Annotated in this window: 16 protein-coding genes; 12 read left to right on the forward strand and 4 right to left on the reverse strand. The window is 40.6% G+C overall.

The window, feature by feature from the left end; genetic code table 11:
• Positions 1-2: 2 nt before the first annotated feature.
• Genes aepY through AB986_RS13390 form a run of 3 tightly spaced genes read left to right on the forward strand, consistent with a single transcriptional unit; the run spans position 3 to position 3,365 of the window.
• On the forward strand, positions 3-1,130 hold the full coding sequence (gene aepY, locus AB986_RS13380) for a phosphonopyruvate decarboxylase (protein ID WP_048311621.1): 1,128 nt from the start codon (positions 3-5) through the stop codon (positions 1,128-1,130).
• Positions 1,123-2,949: a 2-aminoethylphosphonate aminotransferase gene (locus AB986_RS13385; protein ID WP_048311622.1), complete on the forward strand. Its 1,827-nt coding sequence runs from the start codon at positions 1,123-1,125 to the stop codon at positions 2,947-2,949. Before aepY ends, AB986_RS13385 begins: the two co-directional genes overlap by 8 nt.
• A 14-nt stretch (positions 2,950-2,963) precedes the next feature.
• On the forward strand, positions 2,964-3,365 hold the full coding sequence (locus AB986_RS13390; RefSeq protein WP_236690377.1) for an NUDIX hydrolase: 402 nt from the start codon (positions 2,964-2,966) through the stop codon (positions 3,363-3,365).
• Positions 3,366-3,648: 283 nt separating this feature from the next.
• Here AB986_RS13390 and AB986_RS13395 read toward each other — a convergent pair whose 3' ends face one another.
• A complete protein-coding gene (locus AB986_RS13395; RefSeq protein ID WP_048311623.1) occupies positions 3,649-4,848 on the reverse strand; it encodes an iron-containing alcohol dehydrogenase in 1,200 nt (399 codons plus the stop codon).
• Between the two features lie 236 nt (positions 4,849-5,084).
• On the opposite strand from AB986_RS13395, the gene pcp reads away from it, so the two are divergent.
• The 3 genes from pcp (at position 5,085) to AB986_RS13410 (ending at position 7,391) form a co-directional block, all read left to right on the forward strand.
• Positions 5,085-5,693 carry a pyroglutamyl-peptidase I gene (pcp, locus tag AB986_RS13400; protein WP_048311624.1) on the forward strand — a complete coding sequence of 203 codons (609 nt, stop codon included), beginning with the start codon at positions 5,085-5,087 and terminating at the stop codon, positions 5,691-5,693.
• A gap of 217 nt (positions 5,694-5,910) precedes the next feature.
• A complete protein-coding gene (locus tag AB986_RS13405; protein WP_048311625.1) occupies positions 5,911-6,285 on the forward strand; it encodes a GntR family transcriptional regulator in 375 nt (124 codons plus the stop codon).
• A 2-nt stretch (positions 6,286-6,287) separates the two neighbouring features.
• Positions 6,288-7,391: a DUF1648 domain-containing protein gene (locus AB986_RS13410; RefSeq protein ID WP_236690378.1), complete on the forward strand. Its 1,104-nt coding sequence runs from the start codon at positions 6,288-6,290 to the stop codon at positions 7,389-7,391.
• Positions 7,392-8,034: 643 nt separating this feature from the next.
• Here AB986_RS13410 and AB986_RS13420 read toward each other — a convergent pair.
• Both AB986_RS13420 and AB986_RS13425 read right to left on the reverse strand, forming a co-directional pair.
• Positions 8,035-9,876, reverse strand: coding sequence for a diguanylate cyclase (locus AB986_RS13420; RefSeq protein WP_048311627.1), 1,842 nt, complete (start codon positions 9,874-9,876; stop codon positions 8,035-8,037).
• 172 nt (positions 9,877-10,048) lie between these two features.
• A complete protein-coding gene (locus tag AB986_RS13425; protein ID WP_048311628.1) occupies positions 10,049-10,636 on the reverse strand; it encodes a DUF5317 domain-containing protein in 588 nt (195 codons plus the stop codon).
• A 220-nt stretch (positions 10,637-10,856) separates the two neighbouring features.
• Between AB986_RS13425 and AB986_RS13430 the strand changes: the two genes are divergently transcribed.
• The 5 genes from AB986_RS13430 to AB986_RS13450 all read left to right on the forward strand — a co-directional run bounded on the left by AB986_RS13430 (position 10,857) and on the right by AB986_RS13450 (position 20,258).
• Entirely contained in the window at positions 10,857-11,765 is a 909-nt protein-coding gene (locus AB986_RS13430) for an ROK family protein (RefSeq protein ID WP_048311629.1), read from the forward strand.
• A 22-nt stretch (positions 11,766-11,787) separates the two neighbouring features.
• Complete coding sequence (gene manA / locus AB986_RS13435; RefSeq protein ID WP_048311630.1) at positions 11,788-12,750, forward strand: mannose-6-phosphate isomerase, class I; 963 nt, start codon at positions 11,788-11,790, stop codon at positions 12,748-12,750.
• 483 nt (positions 12,751-13,233) lie between these two features.
• Positions 13,234-14,964 (forward strand): ABC transporter ATP-binding protein, encoded by a 1,731-nt coding sequence (locus tag AB986_RS13440; protein WP_048311631.1) that lies wholly within the window; start codon positions 13,234-13,236, stop codon positions 14,962-14,964.
• Entirely contained in the window at positions 14,945-16,717 is a 1,773-nt protein-coding gene (locus tag AB986_RS13445; protein WP_048311632.1) for an ABC transporter ATP-binding protein, read from the forward strand. The genes AB986_RS13440 and AB986_RS13445 overlap by 20 nt, the downstream gene beginning before the upstream one ends.
• Before the next feature lie 166 nt (positions 16,718-16,883).
• A complete protein-coding gene (locus tag AB986_RS13450; RefSeq protein ID WP_048311633.1) occupies positions 16,884-20,258 on the forward strand; it encodes a hypothetical protein in 3,375 nt (1,124 codons plus the stop codon).
• Between the two features lie 306 nt (positions 20,259-20,564).
• On the opposite strand, the gene AB986_RS13455 is transcribed toward AB986_RS13450, so the two are convergent.
• Complete coding sequence (locus tag AB986_RS13455; RefSeq protein ID WP_048311634.1) at positions 20,565-21,170, reverse strand: YdcF family protein; 606 nt, start codon at positions 21,168-21,170, stop codon at positions 20,565-20,567.
• Between the two features lie 271 nt (positions 21,171-21,441).
• Between AB986_RS13455 and AB986_RS13460 the strand changes: the two genes are divergently transcribed.
• Positions 21,442-22,881, forward strand: a complete 1,440-nt coding sequence (locus AB986_RS13460; protein ID WP_236690379.1) for a circularly permuted type 2 ATP-grasp protein — start codon at positions 21,442-21,444, stop codon at positions 22,879-22,881.
• Positions 22,882-22,894: the final 13 nt, after the last annotated feature.

The raw sequence follows: 22,894 nt of genomic DNA on the forward strand, positions 1-22,894 counted from the left end.
ATGTGATTTCACTTCCTGAGTATGGCGCTGAATTAAAACGACTGGGGTTTGATTTCTATAGTGGCGTTCCTTGTTCTTATTTAAAGCATTTCATTAATTACGCAATCAATGAATGTGAATATGTTGCAGCTACGAATGAAGGTGAAGCTGTAGCGATCGTTGCTGGAGCTGCATTAGGTCAAAAGAAGTCTGTTGTATTAATGCAAAATTCAGGATTAACGAATGCGGTTTCTCCACTCGTTTCGCTCATACAACCGTTTCAAATTCCAATACTAGGGTTTGTTAGTTTGCGAGGGGAACCTGGTGTCCAAGATGAACCGCAGCATGAATTAATGGGAGAGATCACTCCTCATACCCTTGATCTACTGAAGATTAGTTGGGATTACTTATCAACTAATCTAGAAGAAGCGAAGCAACAATTGCATCGAGCTAATGAAAAGGTTGAGCGGAATGAACCTTACTTTTTCATAGTGAAAAAAGGCACCTTTGAACCTGTGATTCTTCAAGCTCAAGATACGAAAGTAACGACGTCATTGGCTTCTCATAAAAGTCGTGAAGACCAGCTTCCAACGAGGTATGGAGCTTTATGTGAAATCAATTCTTTAAAAGACGATCAAACACTTCAGCTAGCAACGACTGGAAAAACGGGAAGAGAACTTTATGACATTGAAGATGCAGCTAATAATCTCTATATGGTTGGATCGATGGGGTGTGTTAGTTCAATAGGGTTAGGTCTTGCGCTTGCGAGAGAGGATAAATCAGTTATCGCAATTGATGGGGATGGTGCATTACTAATGAGGCTCGGTAATTTACCTACAAATGGCTATTGTTCTCCACCTAATTTGCTACACATTCTTCTCGACAATAACATGCATGACTCAACCGGGGGACAGCAAACCGTTTCAGCCAACGTCGATTTTGTGGAAGTTGCTTCAGCATGCGGGTATGACCGAGCAATCTATGTTCACACTCTAGAAGAGTTAAAGGAGCACATTGAAAGCTGGAGACAGGATCCAAAATTAACTTTTCTATATATGCGTATTGCAGGTGGAAGCAAGTCATCTCTTGGACGACCGACCCTAAAGCCCTATGAAGTGAAAGAGAGATTGCAGGTGTTTTTAGGTGATTAAAACAGCTGTTATTTTAGCGGCAGGTATGGGGAGTCGCATCCGGGATCGAAGCGAGGGACGTCCTAAAGGATTTTTAACGATCGAAGGAAAGCCTCTCATTGAACATTCGATTGAAAAATTGCTGGAAGCGGGAATCGAGAATATCTATATTGGAACTGGTTACAAAAAAGAAGAATATGAACGTTTAACTCAAAAATATACACAGATTAGTTGTATTAATAATCCAGATTACAACACAAGTGGAAGCATGTTCACACTCTATCAAATGGAATCGTATGTTCAAGACGATTTCTTGCTTCTTGAATCCGATTTACTTTATGAGAAGAAGGCTTTGCAGACTATACTTTCTAACAAACAACCAGATACCATCCTGGCAAGTGAGCTAACTAGATCGGGAGATGAAGTGTTTATTGAAGTAGATAAGAATCAAAACCTTATTAAGATGTCAAAGAAATCTAATGAGTTGAATTCAGTATATGCTGAGCTCGTAGGGATATCAAAGCTCTCTCTTCCTACATTCAAAACCTTATGTAAGAAAGGGAGTCAGATGTTTCAATCGAGTAAGGATCTTCACTATGAAGATGGTCTTGTTCAAATCGCAAAAGAAGTAGACTTATATGTTCAGAACGTACGCAATTTAGTCTGGTGTGAGGTAGACGATGAAAAACACTTGCAAAGAGCTGTTAGCCTGATTGCCCCACTTATTAAGGCAAGGGAATCCTGTTATCCCGTCGAACGAAAGATCTTATTGAATCCAGGACCTGCAACCACAACAGATACAGTAAAACATGCACAGCTTGTAGCAGACATTTGCCCAAGAGAACAGGACTTTGGAGAAACGATGACTTTTGTTTCACATGCACTTACTGAATTTGTTGGAAATCCTAATGAGTATTCGACTATTTTGTTTGGTGGATCGGGTACAGCAGCTGTTGAGTCCATTCTAAGTTCTGTTGTTGATAAAGAAGCAATTGTCATTGTAAACAATGGTGCATATGGTAAACGAATACTGAAGATAGCAACGGTCTATGGACTAAATGTGCTTGAATATCGATCACCACTTGAGAGTGCTATAGATTTAACTAAGCTAGAATTGCTTATAAAGAATGCAGGAGTTACGATTTCTCACCTTGTAATTGTTCATTGTGAAACAACAACAGGATTGTTAAATAACATTGAAGCAGTTGGGAACATATGCAAGAAATACAACGTTGCTATGATTGTTGATGCGATGAGTTCGTATGGTGCGATCCCTATTGAGATGAAACGCATGAACATTAGTTATCTTGCAGCAAGCTCGAACAAAAATCTTCAGGGGATGGCAGGCGTCTCGTTTGTCATAGCAAATAATGAGCAACTTGATAAGATTAAGGAAATTAAGCCACGAAATTTATATCTGAATCTATATGAACAATATGAGCATTTTGTTAAAACGAAGCAAATGCGATTTACTCCGCCTGTTCAGACCCTTTATGCTCTCGAGCAAGCGATATTGGAAACGCAGTGGGAGGGTATTGAGAAGAGATATAATAGATACTCGAAATCCTGGCAAACGCTCCTGAAGGGAATAAAGGCATTAGGTTTGACGCATTTAATTGATGAAGCCAATCATTCTAGAATTATTACATCCATTGTTGAACCTCCACACAAAGGCTACGATTTTAATAAGCTGCATGATTTTCTATATGAACGTGGGTTCACGATCTATCCTGGTAAAATAGACAATTTAAATACATTTCGAGTAGCAAATATAGGCGATATCACATACAAAGACATGGAGTGTTTTCTTACTCTTCTTGATCAATATCTTAATGGATAGGAGGAGTGCGCAAGTTGGTTTTATATAAAATAGCCGTAGTTGTGATGGTAGTAAATGAAGAGGGTGACATTCTACTGGTTAAAAATCCTAATAGAGGGTGGGAGTTTCCTGGGGGATACGTTGATAAAGAAGAAACACTACAGCATGCTGCAACACGAGAAGTGAGAGAAGAATCCGGGATTGAAATCCAAGTCACTGATTTAGTTGGTGTTGAACAAATCAGTTCAAAAAGACTGAACGTGTTTGTTTTTAAGGGAAGACCTATAAGTGGAGAGCTAAGCTTATCAAATGAAACGTGGGATGTGGGTTATTTTACACGTGGAGAATCTCTAAGCAAAATTAAACTTGAACGGTATAAGGAAAGGCTACTTCGGTGTATGGATGAACAAAATACTCCATTCCTTTTGGAAAGTTGAGAAGGATTTGAAAGCAGGGGCGAGATATCTCACCCCTGCTTTTTTAGAGTGCTATAAAAATGATCCAATCAGTAGTACTAGAAATATAACAGATAACCCAACGAGGAAGACAATCCCCATTTTCCGAATAGCAGGGGGAAAGCGCTCAGTTAATGGCACCCGTATTAGAAAAATAAGAATTGCGAGTGAAAGAATGAGAAGTAAAAAATAGCCCAAAGGATACACCACCAGTTCTGCTTTTCCTATACGTGTTCCCTATGAAGTTACGTATCAATCATTAAAATTATGGATGATGAATATTGGAATGTGTCTGTTCAACGATCTCTCCATCAAATGCAGATTGATAAATGGCGCGAATATCTTCCTTATGAAGAGGAAGTGGGCTTCTAGCAAGCAATCTTTGTTGCTTCACTCCATCTTCTGTTAATGAATCGAGTGCGGATACTGGAATATTGAATCCGCCTAACGTTTCTGGAATGCCTACGTCTCGAAGGAGTCGTTGGAGCTCTCGGACGCACTCGTAAGAACCTTCTGCTTCAGATAAATACTGGGAGTTTCCTCCAAGCGCATTAAGGATGTCGTTCATTCGTTTTGCACAACTTTTTCGTATGTAACCCATGACATATGGAAGAAGAACCGCATTCGAATCACCATGAGAAAGATGAAATTGTCCACCAAGAGGATAGGCGAGTGCATGGACGCCTGCAACGCCTGCATTAAAGAAAGCGAGACCAGCGATATAACTCCCATTGCTCAAATCAATACGCGCTTCCTTGTCTTCTCCGTTTACAACAGCTCGTCTAATCGAGCGACTGATCAGTCGAATCGCCTGTAGAGCAAGTCCGTCAGTTGTTGGGTTCGCATTAACAGATATATAGGCTTCAATGGCGTGTGTTAGGGCATCAATGCCGGTTGCTGCAGTTACTTTAGATGGAACTGAAATTGTTAATTCAGGATCCACAATGGCTGCATCAGCAAGTAGGTAGTCATGTGCGACAACATCTTTTGTTCGATCAAGTGAGAGAACAGAGATATTTGTTACTTCTGATCCTGTACCTGCTGTTGTAGGAATTAATAGTTTGGGAAGTCCTTTTTCTATAATCTGTCTACTGCCTGATAAATTAAGGTAGTCAGCAACAGATCCTTCGTGACTTGAAAGAACGGCCGTTAATTTAGCAAGATCAAGGGCACTCCCGCCTCCAAGACCAATGATAAGATTAAATGCGTTGTCCCTTGTATAAGTTACGAGTTTCTCACCAACAGCAAGAGGAGGCTCAGGAACGGTATCGGTATAGACATCAACCGTATAGCCGGCTTGTTCTAACGGTTCCCGCACGCGATCAACTAGTCCGATCTTTTCTAGAGCAGGGTCAGTCACAACGAGAATTCTCTGGGGTGAATATTTCTCAACCTCTGGGAGCAGCTGTTCAAGTGAGCCCCAGCCTGTATAACTTAACGGAGTAAAAACAATCTTTGAATACATGTAGCGTCCTCCTCAGATTATCTCATTTCTATAACTAAGCATTCTCGATTGAAGATATCGATCCCTGCTTTAAAGCAGTGGGGGACAGACCCGTCACCGGAGACACCTTCTCAATTAGTGGTAAAAATTTACTATAATTACAAGGTTGAACTACGCTGATTTAGGTAATACACAGTATATAATAATAGAAGATCTTCCTTCTAACTTGTCGCTACTATGAGAAAGGAGAATGCAGGATGAGCAAATTACTCTTAACTGGATTTGAACCTTTTTTAGAGAATCGTCACAATCCTACAGAACAAATTGTTCTTGAACTAGACGAAGAGGTAGTCGGAGAATTTGAGGTTATTTCTCGTGTTCTTCCGGTCGATTTTGAAAGGGCAGCAGAGATGTTGATTGAATACGTTGATCAATGTGAACCTGCTGCTATTATGATGCTTGGACTTGCTGCTGATCGAACGAAGGTCACACCTGAACGGATTGCCATTAACGTCAATGATAGTGTTGAAGATAACTCTGGGAATGCTCCTGTTGATCAACCCATCGTTAAAGGCGGACCTGCTGCATATTTCTCAACGCTCCCAATTAAGAAAATGACCGATGCGCTTGTAGAAAATGGCATTCCAGCAGAGGTTTCAAATACAGCTGGTACGTATCTTTGCAACAATGTGATGTATAGTGTCCTTTACGCTCTTGAACAAAAAGAAATGGACATTCCTGCAGGATTCATTCATGTCCCTCCTACATTCGAGATGACGCTTCATCATTCAGCACACACAGGATTTCCGTATACTAGCATTCGTGATTCGATTAAGCTTATGATTTATGCACTCTCCGATGATTAACGTTCATCCTTCTAATGATAAATGAAGCAAAAGCTGATCCGCGACGGGTCAGCTTTTTAACATAAAAATTAGCACACAAAAAAGTTTTGGAATAGCCTAAACTTTTTTGTGTGCTAATTTTGTTATACACAATATAGAACAGTTTTGTTATAGTATATATAGAACAAAAAGTTGTGGTTTACGTATAAAAGAAAACCAAAGATTGGATGGGATTTAGATGCTAACGATTGATCCAGAATCAACCGTGCCAATATATTTACAGTTACGGAATGAGATTATGGAGGCTATTGCAAGAGGAGATCTTTCGACAGGTGACACATTACCTTCTGTTCGCGCATTAGCTGGAGATCTTGGAGTCAACATGCACACGGTAAACAAGAGCTATCACGAACTCGTTTCAAAGGAGATCATTGAAATCGTTCCGAAAAAAGGCGCTGTTATTATCGTCGATGAAGGTGTCTCGAATCAGCGACTTGCATTAATGTCAGCAGAGTTTAGACCGCTTTTAGCGGAGGCACTCGTGAGAGGAATGAAAGAAGAAGAACTGCAAAGATTGATCACAACGATTATGAACAATATAAAGGAGGATTAACAATGGCATTTACCATGTTGTTGATTACGATTTTATTTATAAGTGTCATTCAGGTAGCCATCCCATTTTTGATAAAGAGAACTGTCGTTTTTGGAGTGACTATTCCGTATGAGCAAGCAAGTCATCCTATGCTTCAATCTTATAAACGTAAATATGCCATTCTTACATTTTTAGTAGGAATCACTGTAATGATTAGCTATATTTTGGGGAATCAAAGCGCCATGGAAGAAACGAAACTTGTCCTTTTTGGTATGATTTCACTTTTTGTCGTCTTACTAACAAGCTTGTCCCTTTATTTTTATTTCCATTATAAAACGATGAATCTTAAAAAAAGAGAAGAATGGTTTCGTGGAGTCAAGCAAGTTCGTGTTGCGGATTTAGCATTGCGCTCAAAGGATGAAATGCTACCTTCATACGTACATCTAATTCCATCACTAATTACGGTTATGCTTATTATTTTATCAGCGCAATTGTTTGACCAATTACCTAACCAAATCCCAACTCATTGGGGGCCGAATGGTCAGCCTGATGCTTTTACGGATAAAAGTTGGATGTCTGTTATAAGCTTGCCTTTGATTTTGTTCATCTTTCAAACGATGTTTTTTGGAATTAATTATTATACAAAGAGATCTGGAATTAAGCTGAACGCAGCTAATGTCACTTCAGCAAAGCTAAGACAATTGCGGTTACGTAAATATACGAGCTGGTTTTTATTTATCACTAACATACTCTTAACAATTTTGTTTAGCTTTTTACAGCTGAATTTACTATATGAGAACTTATTCAACGATTCCGTCTTAATGCTTGTCCCATTTGCCTTTTTCGCAATCATTTTAGCTGGTGCACTAGGCTTGGCGATCAAGGTTGGAAAAGTGGATTCCGATTTAGAAGGAACGCTAGTGATGGATCATACCAAAAAGCAGGATAGTATAGATGAGGATCGCTATTGGAAAGGTGGGCTTATCTACTATAATCCAAATGACCCATCTATCTTTGTAGAAAAACGGTTTGGTATAGGCTATACAATAAATTTAGCAAACCCAATTGGTTACCTTATCCTGTTTCTACCGGTAGCGCTCATATTATTGATTCAATTTACCATTTGACTGATTAATTAGAGGGGGAGGATTTAATTATATTAGCTTTTAACAAAAGTTTATAAAAAAGTAGTGGTGAATTTCCGCTCCAGGATGCTCGCTTTCCGTGGGGCGGGCGGTGAGCCTCCTCGTCGCTAACGCTCCTGTGGGGTCTCACCTGTCCCGCTAGTCCCACAGGAGTCGAGCCTCCTTCCGCTTCAATTAGCGAAGTGTGGTGTTTTCTACTAAAATTCTTCCCCAAAAATAATCCTTTTAAAAAGGCTCTTCTCATCGACATTGTTGCTGAAAGAGTGAATGAATTTCCGCTCCAATCGACTAACTGTGGTTTTTGATTTACTTGTTTCAAACGTAACAACCTGTTAAACCACATTTTCTATAAAACAATCTAAATTAAAAAAGAGGCTGGGACAAAACTAAAATACATGAAGGAAATCGCGAATATTGAATGTTAAGAGTAAGACCTTAGCGTAGCCAACATACGTAGACTCCTGCGGGAACAGCACGAGTCCGAAGACCCCGCAAGAAAGCGTTTTTTGCTTTCTGAGGAGACTGAGGCCGTGNGTTGTTTATCTTTACGAAAGACCCGACCTAATTCAAATGAATTGTTCGGGTCTTTCTCATTGTTATTTACTTATGTCCCAGCCTCTTTCTCTTACATACCAATATGAACGGTTTCTTCATTTGTTTTCTCGTACAGTGTTGGATTTTCTTTGATCACTGGAATAAACTGTTGAACAAGCTCGCGATCGAACTGTGTTCCTGCGCATTTCTCTAACTCTATAATGGCTTCATTAAATGATTTGGTTGTTTGGTAAGGTCTTTCTGTGGTCATTGCGTCAAAAGAATCAATGATTGTTAGCATCCGCACAAGTCTTGGGATTTCTTCTCCGCTTAGTCCATAAGGATAGCCTTTGCCATCATAACGTTCATGGTGGAGCTCGACTAGTGGCAGGAGATGGTGAAGCTCTCGGTTGGTTGCGACAATTTCCCTACCCCAAATCACGTGTTTTTGAACCATGGTCCATTCATCTTTTGTGAGTTTCCCCACTTTATTGATAACGTCACGTGGTATTTCAAGTTTACCAATGTCATGAATTAAGGCACCCATCACCAGTGTCTTCTCATCAGTTGCGTTTAAGTTAAGCTTCGAACTAAACTCAATGGCGTATTCATATACTCGTCGACTATGTTTGTACGTGTAAACATCTTTATATAGGAAGATTTTCAACTGTTGCTCTAGGAGCTCCATTTCGTTCTTATTGTAGTGCATTTCTCTCGCCATGTGTTCTGCTTTGTAAATACAGACGTTGTTTTTGCCTTTTGTCTTAGCGTAATACATCGCTTGATCTGCTTTCTCAAGCACTTCAGACGTGTGGAACATATCTTTATTGAATTGAACGACGCCTGCTGAAAAGGATAAACAGCCGTGCGGTAGAATTTCGACACCTTTGAAATAAATATCATTTACTGTCTTCCGGAATTGGTTCACAAAATGATAAGCCTCAAGCTCCGTTTTCCCGGGCATTAATATGGCGAACTCTTCGCCACCATACCTTGCAGCGGTAGATGATTCACTCGCATTCTTTTTTAGTTCAGCTCCAAAGTGCTTGAGCAATTTATCTCCCTGTAAGTGGCCATGTTGGTCGTTGTACTTTTTGAAATCGTCTAGGTCAATGAGCCCTATGGAAATCGGTTGACCTGTTGCTCTAGCCGTTCGAATCTCTTCTTCTAAAAGGGATTTGAAATAACCATGATTGTACAACTCTGTTAGATGATCGACATCGGCTTTTTGAGAGACTTCCAAGTATAATTCAAAATATTGCTTGAATGACATAGAAAGTAGAACCGCTACTGAAGTAAATAGTACGAGACCAATGATAATTTCCTGTTGCATTAATAAAACAAGAATTAGTGAAAGGACGAGTGTTATTAAATAACTTGATATCGTTTCTTTAAAAATGCTGTGAAAAATAGTTAATAAGTTTTCCGTTGCTGTAAGGAGAAAGAAAATACCTATTAATAAGACATTTAATAGAAAGTAGATGCTTAATGAAGAAATATAACTCGTTACGTTATAAAATGATAGCGATTCAGGTGCTCCACCTGAAAGGATGAAAATCTCATAAGCGCCAACAATCATAATGCTATAAATAGAGAAGTTAAAGAGGTGCTTCCACCAAACAACGCTCCTTTTAAATAAGGCATAGATGATCGAGGTTACGAGCAAGATTGTAAGTGCCAAGTTCAGTCCAAGTACAAATAATACTGCCAAATAGATAGAGGAATCCATTGAGAGTGAATTTCCGCTAGGCGGTAGAAGAATTGTATAGTGATTAAGAAGTAGAATGGCTACTATAAACGTGAAGGCCAGACTCCAGTTTGGCGATGTAAATGAAAGCAAGTATTGTGTGGTAAACAAAGTTGTTCCTGCGATTGAAGCTAATAGTATATATGCGCCTACAACTTGTGAGTTTTTCTGAAATATGCCCTTCATGTCTCTATCACGCTCATTTAAATGTAGTTTTTTAAGAGAAGCTAGTTAAGCTTCTCCCTTCGTATTAAACCAATTTAAATCCAGAAGTTAGTGCAATAACAGCTGTAGTAATAATAGCAATATTCATAAGGATACCTGTTAGCTTAATTCCTTCTTTACGTTCCATACACGTTCACCTCCCTTCAATTTGGGTCGAGGTGAGGACTTCTTCTGGATGATTGGTCTTGACCATAACGTGCTGTATGAAAATGAAAATTCCGATATTCATAACAATGTCGCCAATGCTAATGACTTGATCTTTTGGATAGGGGTCAGTAATCGGGATTACGTCACCTAGGAAACCGACTAATGTGTGATCTGTTAGAACAGCATGCTTTCCATACAAACCATTTTTGATGGCTTCAGCATACGCTGGGTCGAGAATGGTTGCAGCTTCAAGTGAAACTGGCATGCGCCCTCCGTTTACGAACATAACAATGAAATTCAAAAGAACACCAATAAAGAGAAGCAATATTCCGATGTTCATCTTTCTATTTAGCCAGAGAAAGATAAGCCCTACTATGTAGATGATCATAAATAGGGGAGCGCTTAGAGTAGCTACCCAGGAATAAGAAGTTTGGAATGCAAAAACAAGGATTTCGACAAGAAGTAATAAAGGGAAAATCCAACCCGCTCGAAATGATAGATAGGCAAATCCTTTTATGCTTCCTCTTCGCAGGAAACCGATAAGGATAGACAATATAATTCCGTCAAATACCATTTACGTCACCTTATTTATAAGAATTTAGTACTAGTTTACCAAAGGAAGAGTTGGTTAGGAATAATTTTCTGAAAATTATTGTATTTATTTATCAGTTTTCACGAGTTTATATTCTTTTTTGTACTCTTTTGTAGAGGAGTATACAGATAGAATGTGAGCTATGTCCTAATCAAGGAAATTCATGATAGTATTATAGAAAAGAAAAGAGGGGGCTAGATCAATGGAGAACGTTTATATTGGAGTGGATCTAGGAGGAACGAACCTTCGAGTTGGGATTGTAGATCAAAAGGGGCAGATGCTTAACGTTAAACAAATTCCAACAGATGCGGAAACAGGCTATGAATCGATTATTAAAAGAATGATCGCTTTAATAAAGGACGTGAAAAAAGCCTATTCAGCTGTATCAATCGGGATAGGCTCACCTGGTCCATTAAATCCATTTGATGGTATTGTGGTAGCACCTCCTAATTTACCTGGATGGAAAGATGTTCCGATTACGTCTATTGTTCAAGAAGAACTAAATATTCCCACATTCCTTGTGAATGATGCAGATGCTGCCGCTCTTGGGGAAGCGCTATTCGGAGCCGGTAAGAAAAGAAGTAGTTCGTTTTACATAACAGTGAGTACTGGTATAGGCGGTGGGTATGTTCAGGACGATCGTCTCATCCAAGGTGAGCACGGCTATAGTGCAGAGATTGGAAATATGATTATTAAACCCGGCGGACAGAAGCATGCCAACATGAATGCAGGGTCGCTTGAAGCATTGGCATCTGGCACATCGATTGCACGAGAAGGACAAGCAAGAATGGGCATTACTGGTGGAGCTGAAGAGGTTTTTCAACTTGCTGAGGAAGGAAATGAAGAAGCGATCTTCATTATAGATGAAGCTATTGATGCGCTAGCAATCGGGATCGCTAATCTTGCTCATTCCGTAGATCCAGCCGTTTTCATTCTAGGAGGTGGGGTCATGCAAGCGAAAGAGATGATTCTTCCACTTCTTAAGGAGAAAGTGAATCAGTATGTGTATGAAGGTTTGCGAGGGAAAATAGAAATTGAACCTGTTCAGCTAGATGACAAAGCTGGGATTATTGGCGCAGCAATGCACGGACGCCGAATGGTAGAACAATAACGAACGGATAGGGGACATGAAGATGTATCAAAATGAACCGCTTTTTCTAAATCCTGAATTTAAAGATCGGCTTTGGGGAGGCACAAAGCTAAGAGATGTATTTGGTTACACAATTCCATCGGAAACGACAGGAGAATGCTGGGGTATTTCCGCTCACGAAAATGGTCCGAGTGAAGTTAGAAATGGACCACTTGCAGGTAAAAAGCTGAACGAAGTATGGGAGAGCAACCGAGAACTATTTGGTCATGAATCGGGAGAGCATTTTCCCCTGTTAGTTAAAATCCTTGATGCGGACAGAGATTTATCTGTACAAGTTCATCCTGATGATACATATGCACGGGAAATTGAAGGCGAGAATTATGGCAAAACAGAGTGCTGGTATATTATCGATTGTGATCCAGGTTCTGAAATAATATTTGGTCACCACGCACAAACAAAAGAATCATTTGAACAAATGATAGAAGACGGAGAATGGGACCAGCTTCTTCGTCGCGTACCAATCGAACCAGGTGAATTCTACTTTGTTCCAAGCGGTACAATTCATGCCATTGGTGCAGGAACGATGATACTTGAGACCCAACAAAGCTCTGATACAACTTATCGCGTCTATGATTATGATCGCAAAGATGCTAGTGGTAATACTCGAGAGTTGCATATTGAACGATCCATTGATGTATCTACAATTCCGCATCAGGATCCTCCATTCCATCCTGTTACGACTGAAGAGAATGGACTTACGCAAATCCAGTTAGTTAATTCGGATTATTTTACTGTGTACCGCTGGGAAGTTGACGGAGAATATGCTCTTCATTCTGATCATCCTTATTTGCTCGTAAGTGTACTAAGTGGTGAGGGGAATATAACGTCAAGTGAAGCTTCTTACTCGTTGAACCAGGGAGATCACTTTATCATTCCATCTACAATGAAAGAATGCCATTTCGAGGGTGATCTTGAAATGATTGTTTCGAAAAGCAATAAAGAATAAAAGAGAAGCCAGCTCAACTCGTGAGCTGGCTCTTTAGGTTGCTAACTCTTTATCAAAAGCTCTTTTCTAAAAGATTGTTGCTATGAAAGGATTTTCTTAAAAGAACCTGACTTCGCTAATTGGAGCGGAAGAATGCTCGACTCCTGCGGGACTAGCGGGACAGGTGAGACCCCGCAGGAGCGTTAGCGACGAGGAGGCTCACCGCCCGCCCCGCGGAAAGCGAGCATTCTGGAGCGGAGATTGATCACCTATAGCAACAATGTCTACGAAAAGAGCCTTTCTAAAAGATTGTTGTTTTTTGAAACGATTCTTGTATAGAAAACCACGCTTCGCTAATTGGAGCGGAAAGCGAGCATCCTGAAGCGGAATTCACCTACTCTTATTGCAACAATGTCTACTTTAAAAGTACATATTTGTTCGAGTCCCTAAATATCCTGTACAATATAAATACAATTAGACGCCTTATGAATAGGGGAGGATGCTGTGCAGAAAATATTGGCCTATATTAAACCGTACCGGGTTGCTGCAATTATTGCAGCGCTCTTAATGTTAGTTGAGCTTGCTGTTGAGCTGTGGCTTCCTTTAATGATGGCAGACATTATTGATAACGGTATAGTGAACGAAGATCTTAGTGTCATTACAAGGTTAGGAATTTACATGGTTGTTCTAACGGTGGTTTCATTCATTGCTTCGATCATTAATACATTTCTTGCAGCATACGTTAGTCAGCATTTTGCTTTCGATTTAAGGAAAGCACTTTTTGAGAAAGTTCAGTCGTTCGCTTTCAAAGATTTTAATCGATTTCCTACTTCTTCACTCATTACGAGACTGACAAATGATGTGAATCAAGTGCAGCTCGTTGTGTTTATGGGTCTACGTATTATGGTCAGAGCACCGCTACTAGTAGTCGGTGGTATTGTCATGGCTTTCGTTGTTGATGTGCAACTTGCTCTTCTTTTAACAGCTGCGATTCCACTCGTTATGGTTTTTCTGTATTACGTCATGAAGAAAGGCGTTCCCCTTTTCAGTTCAGTTCAGGATAAACTTGATCGAGTAAATGGTGTGATGAGAGAGAATCTTGTTGGCGTTAGGCTTATTAAAGCTTATCTCCGGGGGAGGCACGAGCAGCGTCGCTTCAAAGGTGTCAACGGAGATCTAATGAATCAAACCGTCTCATCGCTTCGCCTTATTGAGCTCGCTACACCCGTTCTTCTCGTTCTAATGAATATCGCCATTGTAGCTGTTGTTTGGTTTGGTGGGTTAAAAGTCGTAGCTGGCAACACACAAGTTGGTGAAATATCCGCCATTATTACGTATGGCACAAGAATTACAGTGGCACTTACGATGTTTTCTTTTATCCTTATGATTCTTTCGCGTGCTAAGGCTTCAGCTTCACGGATGCAAGAAGTACTCTCGACTCCTACAGCTCAGGAAGAGCAATTAGAAACTTCACTGAACGAAATTGAAACCCTTCAATTTCATAACGTGAGCTTCCACTATCCTGGATCACAGGACAATGTCTTGAATCAAGTTAGTTTCTCAGCTACTCAGGGACAATTAATTGGAGTCATAGGCATGACAGGATCAGGCAAATCATCCCTTGTCCAGCTTATTCCAAGATTATATGACCCAACAGAGGGAGAAATCACACTGAATGGACGCTGTATTCAGGAGTTTCAGCTAGAAGAGCTACGTAATCGAATAGGAATGGTTCCGCAAGAAGCGATTCTTTTCAGTGGATCGATTAGCGATAATATTCGCTGGGGGAAAGAAGATGCCAGTTTAGATGAAATCGTTTCTGCTGCAAAAGCTGCTCAGATTCATTCGTTTGTTATGTCACTACCGAATCAGTATGAGACGGTGCTAGGGCAAAAAGGGATTAACCTTTCTGGTGGACAGAAACAGCGCCTTGCGATAGCACGTGCTCTGATTCGAATGCCGGAAATTCTTATTTTGGATGACAGTACGAGTGCACTCGATTTAAATACTGAAGCTGCCTTGCAGAGGGAGTTAACTCGTTTGCAGGGGATGGTGATCTTGATTGCACAGAAGATAAGCTCTATTAAAGATGCAGATACCATTCTTCTTATTGAAGACGGGGAACTAATAGGTGAAGGCACTCATTACGAACTGCTACAGCATCATTCCATTTACCGGGATATTTTTGTTTCTCAGTATGGGGAGGAGGCGTATCATGAGCTCCGGCAAACCTAATCATAACGGTAAAAAGCGACCCGACGATTTGAAAGGTACTGTCGCAAGAATCTGGCGCTACCTTTCAGAACAGAAATGGCTTTTAACGCTTGTCATCATCATGGTCATCGCAAGCTCAGGCTTTGGTCTTCTTGGACCATACTTAACAAGTATTGCAATAGATGAGTATCTTGTTCCGACTGAACTCACTGGGCTCCCGCTGATTTTGGGACTTCTGATCGCTGTCTACATATTGCAGTCAGCTGCCACTTTTTTTCAGAATTACTGGATGATCGGTATTGCACAAAAAACGGTGTATCGCATGAGGAAAGATTTATTTCACCACCTCCATCGTTTACCCATTCCTTTTTTTGATAAAAAAACGCACGGTGAGCTCATGAGTCGATTAACGAATGATATCGAAAATGTGAGTAAAACATTAAATAGCTCAGTTATTCAGATTTTTGCTAGTATACTGACCCTTTCAGGAACGATCGGATTGATGTTATGGCTCAGCCCAGTGCTTACTGCGATTACATTCACAATCATTCCCGTTATGTTTATGGGTATGAAATGGATCACGAAACGGACGGGTTATTATTTTAAGGAGCAGCAGAAGAACCTTGGTGAGCTTAATAGTGTTATAGAAGAAACGCTGTCTGGACAGCAGATTATCAAATCATTTTCGCAGGAAAAACGTGTATTAAAGCAAATGGCTGATAGAAATGAAGAACTTCGAACGTCTGGTTTCTGGTCGATGACGTATTCAGGGTTTATTCCAAAGCTGATGAACGTGTTGAACAACGTAAGCTTCTTGTTAATTGCGGCTGCTGGAGGGTGGCTGTCTCTTAAAGGGATGGTATCAATCGGTGTGATTGTTGCATTCATTCAATATTCTAGGCTGTTTACACGACCGCTGAATGATCTTGCTAACCAATTTAATACGATCTTGTCTGCGGTGGCAGGGGCGGAGCGGGTTTTCTCTATACTTGATGAGAAAGAAGAACAGTTGGATGACGATGACGCGATTCAACTTCAGCATGTAAAGGGAAAGGTTGCTTTTAAAGATGTCTCATTTTCCTATGAACAAGATAGCACGCTGTCAGGTGTCTCATTTGAAGCAAATCCTGGTGAGTCAATTGCAATCGTTGGCCCGACTGGTGCCGGAAAGACGACAATTGTTAATCTACTTATGCGTTTCTACGAAGTAACGAGTGGAGAAATTGAAGTAGAAGGACACGACATTACGAAGATAAAGAGAACTAGTCTAAGAGAAAATATGGCGTTTGTTCTTCAAGATACGTTCTTATTTAATGGAACGGTTCGAGAAAACATTCGCTATGGAAGACTTGATGCAACGGATGAGGAAGTTGAGGAAGCAGCACGAGTCGCTAATGCTCATTCGTTTATTTCAAGGTTGTCTGACGGTTACGACACGATCTTAAAGCAGGATGGCGGTGGTATCAGCCATGGCCAACGCCAGCTCCTTTCCATTGCGAGAGCCGTTCTTGCAGATCCCGCGATTCTAATTCTTGATGAAGCAACAAGCAGCATCGACACAAGAACAGAAATTCAAATTCAGAAAGCACTGTGGTCGCTAATGGAAGGACGCACAAGCTTCGTCATTGCTCATCGCCTTAATACAATTCAACGAGCTGACCAAATTATCGTATTGAACAGCGGTGAGATCATCGAAAGAGGAAATCACAAAGAACTACTCGCCCGTGGAGGGTATTATGCAGGATTAACCTTAGGGGGTCAGGTCGGTACCTGACCCCCCTCAAAGACAAATCAAAGAAAGTGTCCGCCCCAGGCGGACACTTTCTTTCGTATAAAAAAGCGAAATTCAATGAGCATGTTGCAAGGTTGAATTGAGTATGAGTACACTAGAGGCAGGAATAAAAAGAGGAAAATAATGTTAATGTATGGAGGTGGGGAAGGTGAATGAGAGAGAAAGAGAAACTGTATTTCAAGATGAATTAAAAAGGTTAAGGCTCCACGATTACATAGAGGGTGAGACGTACGAACTTGTTGCGGCTGCTTATCAGGAAATGCTTGATGAGATTAGCGTCGAGAAAAAAGAGGTAGAAAGTAAGAAGACCTGGCAGCAGCCATCAGAACCGGTGAAAAAACAACCGCCGGTCAAAGAAACGAAAGTGAAATCACCTCAGGAATTACGAGACCGTAATCTAACTTGGATATTAGTTATTGGCGTTGTGTTTCTTCTACTAGGTGCGTTAGTACTCGCGACAAGTACGTGGGATGTGATGACCTCAGCTATGAAAACAGCCTTAATCGGGGGCATATCTGGAGTGTTCTTTGGAATCAGCTGGCTGAGCGGGCATAAGTTGAGAATCGAGAAAACAGCTTTTGCATTTTTGATTCTTGGCAGCTTGTTTCTACCGATCGTGGTGTTGTCAGCCGGTTACTTCCAGCTTTTTGGTGAGTGGCTATCGGTAACAGGTGCAGGAAATGACGTGCTTGGTCTCATAGGTGCACTCATCTGTTTACCGCTGTATGCCTTCCACGCTATACGCCAAACTTCAAGATTGTTCGTTTGGTTTTCATTTGTCACACTCAGCATTGGTGCCGCTTTTTTCATCAATCTGTTTAATCCAACAGTAGACGTATTTTATCTCGGCATTGTTCTGTTTAATGGTCTTTTGCTTTTAGCGTATGCTAAAACGAAAAATGCTCAGAATCTAGCGATTTTTACGAAAGAATTACCACTATATGCTCAAGGGAATTTAATTCTTTCAACCCTACTGCTGCTTTTTTTCTTCGAAAGCGAAGTGTTCTACAGCTTTAACGTTATTCTTACTGCTGTACTCTACCTTTCGATGATCTATATTGGGAAACAAAAAGAATATCACTTTGTGTTCACTGCATTACTCGTATATGGAATCTATCAATTAATTGAACATTCCATCCTTGGTTCCTTGGATGTTATGTTATACGCACTCGTTGGATTTGTTTTCATCGGTCTGCAGAATGCTGGCCCTCTCCAAAATCCATACTTGAAAAAAACTTTTCAACTTACAAGCGGCGTCGTTTCATTCTGTGCTTTTGTATTTATTAGTTACAAAGGGCTTGTCTTGCGTTATGATGATCCATCTTGGTTGCTGGTGCTCGGGTACTTCATCATCAGCTTAAACTATCTGTACCTTGCAAACATTTCACGCTATCGAATGTTTGGGTTCCTTTCACCCTTCTTTCTTGCAGCAGCGCTTCTTTATCCGATTAGTTTGGTTTACGAGAATCCTTCTAATACAACCCTACTAGTTCATCAATTTCTAACAGGACTTGTCTTATACGCAGCTGGCTTCTACTGGAATAAATGGCAGTACACAATCAGAATTCGAACGGGCTCGCTTTTTGTATCATTTGGTCCAATGGGAATTGCGCTCTTACTTGGTGCGGTTACTGAGAAGTGGTGGCTTGAAAGTGTCATGCTATACGTAATCGGAATCATTTACTTAAGTATTTACCAAAAAGGAAAATGGTTATGGATTCGCTATGCTGGCGCTGTTTTAAATCCAATTGCTTGGACGTTTTCTTTACTTGTACTCTACCTTCTATTTACGAATGACAATGGATATGAAGGGTATGGATTTCCACTTCATTCAGGTATTACTGCGTGTGTGATCATTGCTCTTCACTACTTATGGAGAAGAAAAGAGCAGAAGTTGCTGGAAGCGACTGCTTTCTGGACAGGAGTGAGTGCTTACGGCATTTCGTTAGTTATGCTACTTGTTGCACCAGTCAATGAGTTGTTTGTTCGAACAAGTTTACTAGTCGGAGCAATCGGTATCTTTTACCTTATGTTGAAGAGAACGAACGAATTATCGCTTTGGTATCTTATGAGCATCTTTACGCTCGGCGCGTATCTCTCGGCAGCGGAAGCTTTTCCAATTCAGGGAGTTTTTCAGTGGATCTTAGGAAGCGTTCTTCTCATCATCATTGCGGATACCATCACGAAGAAAAACGAATTTGTACAACGGATCTTTTTCTATCTCTCTCATTTATACTTACCAATTGCGATCATCTATACGGTAAGTGAGCAAGGAAATGTTCCGATTCTATATGCAATAGCACTCGTGATTTATTTGTATACGATCTTAACGAGAATGAAGGAATGGGAAATTCGTTCATCTCTTTATGCAGGCTTTACAATGGTGCCGCTGCTCTACATTTCCATTGTAAGTTGGTTTGAATTAACTAGTGATGCGTTCACTTATACTGGTTTTTCCGCAAGCCTCGTGATGTTTGCTCTCTGGTTCATGCTGGATGAAAAGTGGAAGGAACGGATCAAATGGTACGCCGTGCCATTTTCTATCATCGGACTTGTTCCGTTTACAACTGAATTGATTAACATGTCAATGATTCCGTTCGCGCTAGGTGTTTCGTATAGCGTCCTTGTACTTTATGTGATGCACAAGTCAGGATGGCAATTGTTTACAATCGCACCCCTTCTTTTTATGGTGATGTTTATATTGATGCTTCCATTCGAAACGGTGGAAGTTGTAACGATTGTTCGTGTTCTTTCAGCAACGATCATTTTCGTAACCGGATTACTCATTCATCGCACACTTTACTCAATGCAGTCTAAGAACATAGAGGGTAATCATGTAGACTGGTATTCGGTTGCAGCATTGTTAACTGTGCTAACTCTCTATCCAAACGGAACAGCGCTTTGGATAGATGAACTTCCAGCTATCATGCTTGTTGTTCTCTTTATCCTTCAAATAAAAAGGGTACCGAGTGGACTGGCTTCTAGAATCGTTAAAAGTCTTACAGCGGCAACATTTTTGATTCCTTACTATACATTGCTAAACCATATTGAACTAAATCAATACATTATTGCTGAAGTGTATGTGTTACCGTGGCTTGCACTTACTATTTATCTAGTAAAACGAACGTGGTCTAAAGAAGAGCGAGGAATGATGCTCATTGAATGGGCGGTGCTAACGATTATCGCTTCCATCCTAGTAGCGGATGCGCTTATAAGCAACACAATCTATGATGCGATTATTGCGGGAGGGTTGTCACTCGCTTCTGTTCTCGGAGGTTTCCTCTATCGCATCAAGTCCTACTTTATTATTGGCTGTAGCGTCCTGTTGCTTAATGTCTTTGTTCAAACAAGACCATACTGGGGGAACATGCCATGGTGGGCGTATCTATTAATTGCTGGTTCGACACTTATTGCTGTTGCAAGTTTCTATGAATGGCAGAAGCAAAACCGAGACAATGAAGGTAATACGCTTCTTCAATTGAAAAAGCAGAAGGTAATAGATAATTGGAAAGAATGGCGTTAAAAAAGCTGTCTCTTAAAACGGTACGGAGTGTACCGTTTAGAGACAGCTTTTTTTATAAGGCTCTTTTCGTAGACATTATTGCTATATGAGTGGGTTCATTTCCGCTCCAGGATGCTCGCTTTCCGCGGGGCGGGCGGTGAGCCTCCTCGTCGCTAACGCTCCTGCGGGGTCTCACCNACCTGTCCCGCTAGCAGGAGTCGAGCATCCTTCCGCTCCAATTAGCGAAGTGTGGTTTTTTATTTATTAATTAATTCAAAAGCAACAATCCATTAGAAAAGAGCCTTTTATAAAGGTACTGAAACGGAATTAAAGTTGTGGAACATCTACATCCTTAATGATCCCAAGACCTGCGTATTTTGAGATGGAATGGACTTCTTTTATTACTCTTGCTTTTTCAGTTGAATCTGTCCACCAATTGCCTCGTTGGCCGATTTTTCGATCATCTGAGCAGAACGTATAGGTGATCCAGTCTGGCATATAGGTTCTCAACGTCAACAAACACCTTTTCATATGAAAGGGTGAACTTACAATAAGTAGTCTCTTCATCATATGAAGACCATACGTTTGTTGAAGTACCATCATTGAAGCAATCACATTTTCAGTCGTATTAGCAGCCTCAAGCTCAACAAGAATATCTTCTTCTGGCACACCTAACTTCGTTAAATGCTCTTTCATCCAGATCGCCTCAGGCGTTTCGTTCACCCCCCATCTTGCAGCGGATCCTGTCACGAGAATAGTAGGTGCGCGTTTATCGTGATATAACTTCGCTGCCTTTTCGACTCGATGGATGGTTTTGGCTCCAAATACTAGAATGCAGTCGCCGCTATTTCCGTCATCGCACGTGTCATCAAACATAAATGACGTGAGCTGCTCTCTTGAAAGACGATCAGGGTTCAATTCTGATAATCGCATGACTTTTTCACCTCGATCTGGACTTATACTCTCTCATACTAATGATTCGCTTCTTGTTGGAAGGAACCTTTTATAGGGGATGTACTAGCTTATGAGGAGGATTATGGAAAAGTGACTTCCGTGCTAGTACTTTTCCATCTAGTAACAAATAAATCATCTTATTTCCCGTGAAATAGAGGAATTTCGATCTTTCATATTGAAATTTGTTAGAAAAGTTAGAAAAATGGTAAAATTAGTTTGATGTTACTACATATGTGAAGGGGGAATGTCAGTGTTTCATTCTTACAAGCTGGAAGGGTATTTTGATGAAATGCTTGAGAAAGGTCAACAACCGAGAGGGCATTGCAAACCGTTCCATGAGAAGTTAACGGATATCTCGCCTGAAGAACTTCAAACAAGATACGAACTTGCGCAGAGTGATTTTCTGCGTCAGGGCATTACGTTTACCGTTTATAGTGATAATGAAGGAACTGAGCGAACAATGCCGTTTGATTTCGTTCCCAAAATTATTCCTCCAGATGAGTGGCAAGAACTTGAGCGCGGGTTAATACAGCGTTTTGATGCACTTAATGCTTTCCTTGATGATGTTTATCACGAACAAAATATACTGAAGGATGGCGTTATTCCAAGAGACCTTATTGTCAATTGTCAACATTTCTTCGAACAAGTAGCCGGAATTGATCTGCCAAGAAGACAGCACATTTTCATGGCGGGTATTGATTTAATTCGAGATGATCAAGGAGAATATCGTGTTCTTGAAGATAACCTTCGTAATCCCTCTGGTCTTTCCTATGTTTTTCAAAATCGATATGTAATGAGGAAGGTTTACCCTGAATTTTTCAATGAGTATTCCGTTCAATCGCTTGAACAACAATTCTCATATCTTCACTCTGCTATGGCTTCTCTTGCACCTAGCCAAAATCCAACGATAGTATTGCTTACCCCTGGCGTCCACAATTCAGCTTATTATGATCATTCTTTCATTGCTCAGCGAACAGGAATTGAGCTAGTTGAAGGGAAAGATCTTGTGGTGCGCGAGCGTCAAGTGTTTATGAAAACTGCACGTGGCTTGAAAAAAGTTGATGTGATTTATCGTCGGATTGATGATGAATTCCTTGATCCACTTGAATTTCGAGAAGACTCCCTTCTTGGTGTACCAGGACTAATCGATGTTTATCGTGCAGGAAATGTTTCGATTCTAAACGGCATCGGAAATGGTGTTGCAGATGATAAAGCAATCTATCATTTTGTACCTGATATGATTCGCTATTATTTGAATGAAGAACCCCTAGTGAAGAATGTGGATACGTATCTTCTGAGATATCAGGATCAATTGGATTATGTACTTGATCATATCTCAGAACTCGTCGTTAAACATACAAGCGAGTCGGGTGGATATAACATGTTGATTGGTCCACATGCATCGAAAGAAGAGATCGAAGCATACAAGAAGCAAATCTTGAAGAATCCGTCTGAGTACATTGCTCAACCGACGATCAAGCTATCTCGTCTTCCCGCATTTAAAGACGATCGCTTTGCAGCATGTCACGTTGATCTACGCGTTTTTATTTTTGGTGGAGAGAAAACTCATGTATTCCCTGGTGGTTTAACACGTGTTGCTTTAAAAGAAGGATCGCTCGTCGTTAACTCTTCACAGGGTGGCGGTGCAAAGGATACGTGGGTACTTGAAGAAAATCCTTTGGAAGTTTAACGATAGAGAGGAG

Origin of the sequence: Guptibacillus hwajinpoensis, assembly GCF_001039475.1 — a bacterium.
GTDB classification, from domain to species: Bacteria; Bacillota; Bacilli; order Bacillales; family Guptibacillaceae; genus Guptibacillus; species Guptibacillus hwajinpoensis.

Bases quoted from the DNA above. Each gene is read 5' to 3' on its own strand.
- AB986_RS13395 (WP_048311623.1), bottom strand. From the start codon at position 4,848: ATGTATTCAAAGATTGTTTTTACTCCGTTAAGTTATACAGGCTGGGGC.
- pcp (WP_048311624.1), top strand. From the start codon at position 5,085: ATGAGCAAATTACTCTTAACTGGATTTGAACCTTTTTTAGAGAATCGT.
- AB986_RS13405 (WP_048311625.1), top strand. From the start codon at position 5,911: ATGCTAACGATTGATCCAGAATCAACCGTGCCAATATATTTACAGTTA.
- AB986_RS13410 (WP_236690378.1), top strand. From the start codon at position 6,288: ATGGCATTTACCATGTTGTTGATTACGATTTTATTTATAAGTGTCATT.
- AB986_RS13420 (WP_048311627.1), bottom strand. From the start codon at position 9,876: ATGAAGGGCATATTTCAGAAAAACTCACAAGTTGTAGGCGCATATATA.
- AB986_RS13425 (WP_048311628.1), bottom strand. From the start codon at position 10,636: ATGGTATTTGACGGAATTATATTGTCTATCCTTATCGGTTTCCTGCGA.
- AB986_RS13430 (WP_048311629.1), top strand. From the start codon at position 10,857: ATGGAGAACGTTTATATTGGAGTGGATCTAGGAGGAACGAACCTTCGA.
- manA (WP_048311630.1), top strand. From the start codon at position 11,788: ATGTATCAAAATGAACCGCTTTTTCTAAATCCTGAATTTAAAGATCGG.
- AB986_RS13445 (WP_048311632.1), top strand. From the start codon at position 14,945: ATGAGCTCCGGCAAACCTAATCATAACGGTAAAAAGCGACCCGACGAT.
- AB986_RS13455 (WP_048311634.1), bottom strand. From the start codon at position 21,170: ATGCGATTATCAGAATTGAACCCTGATCGTCTTTCAAGAGAGCAGCTC.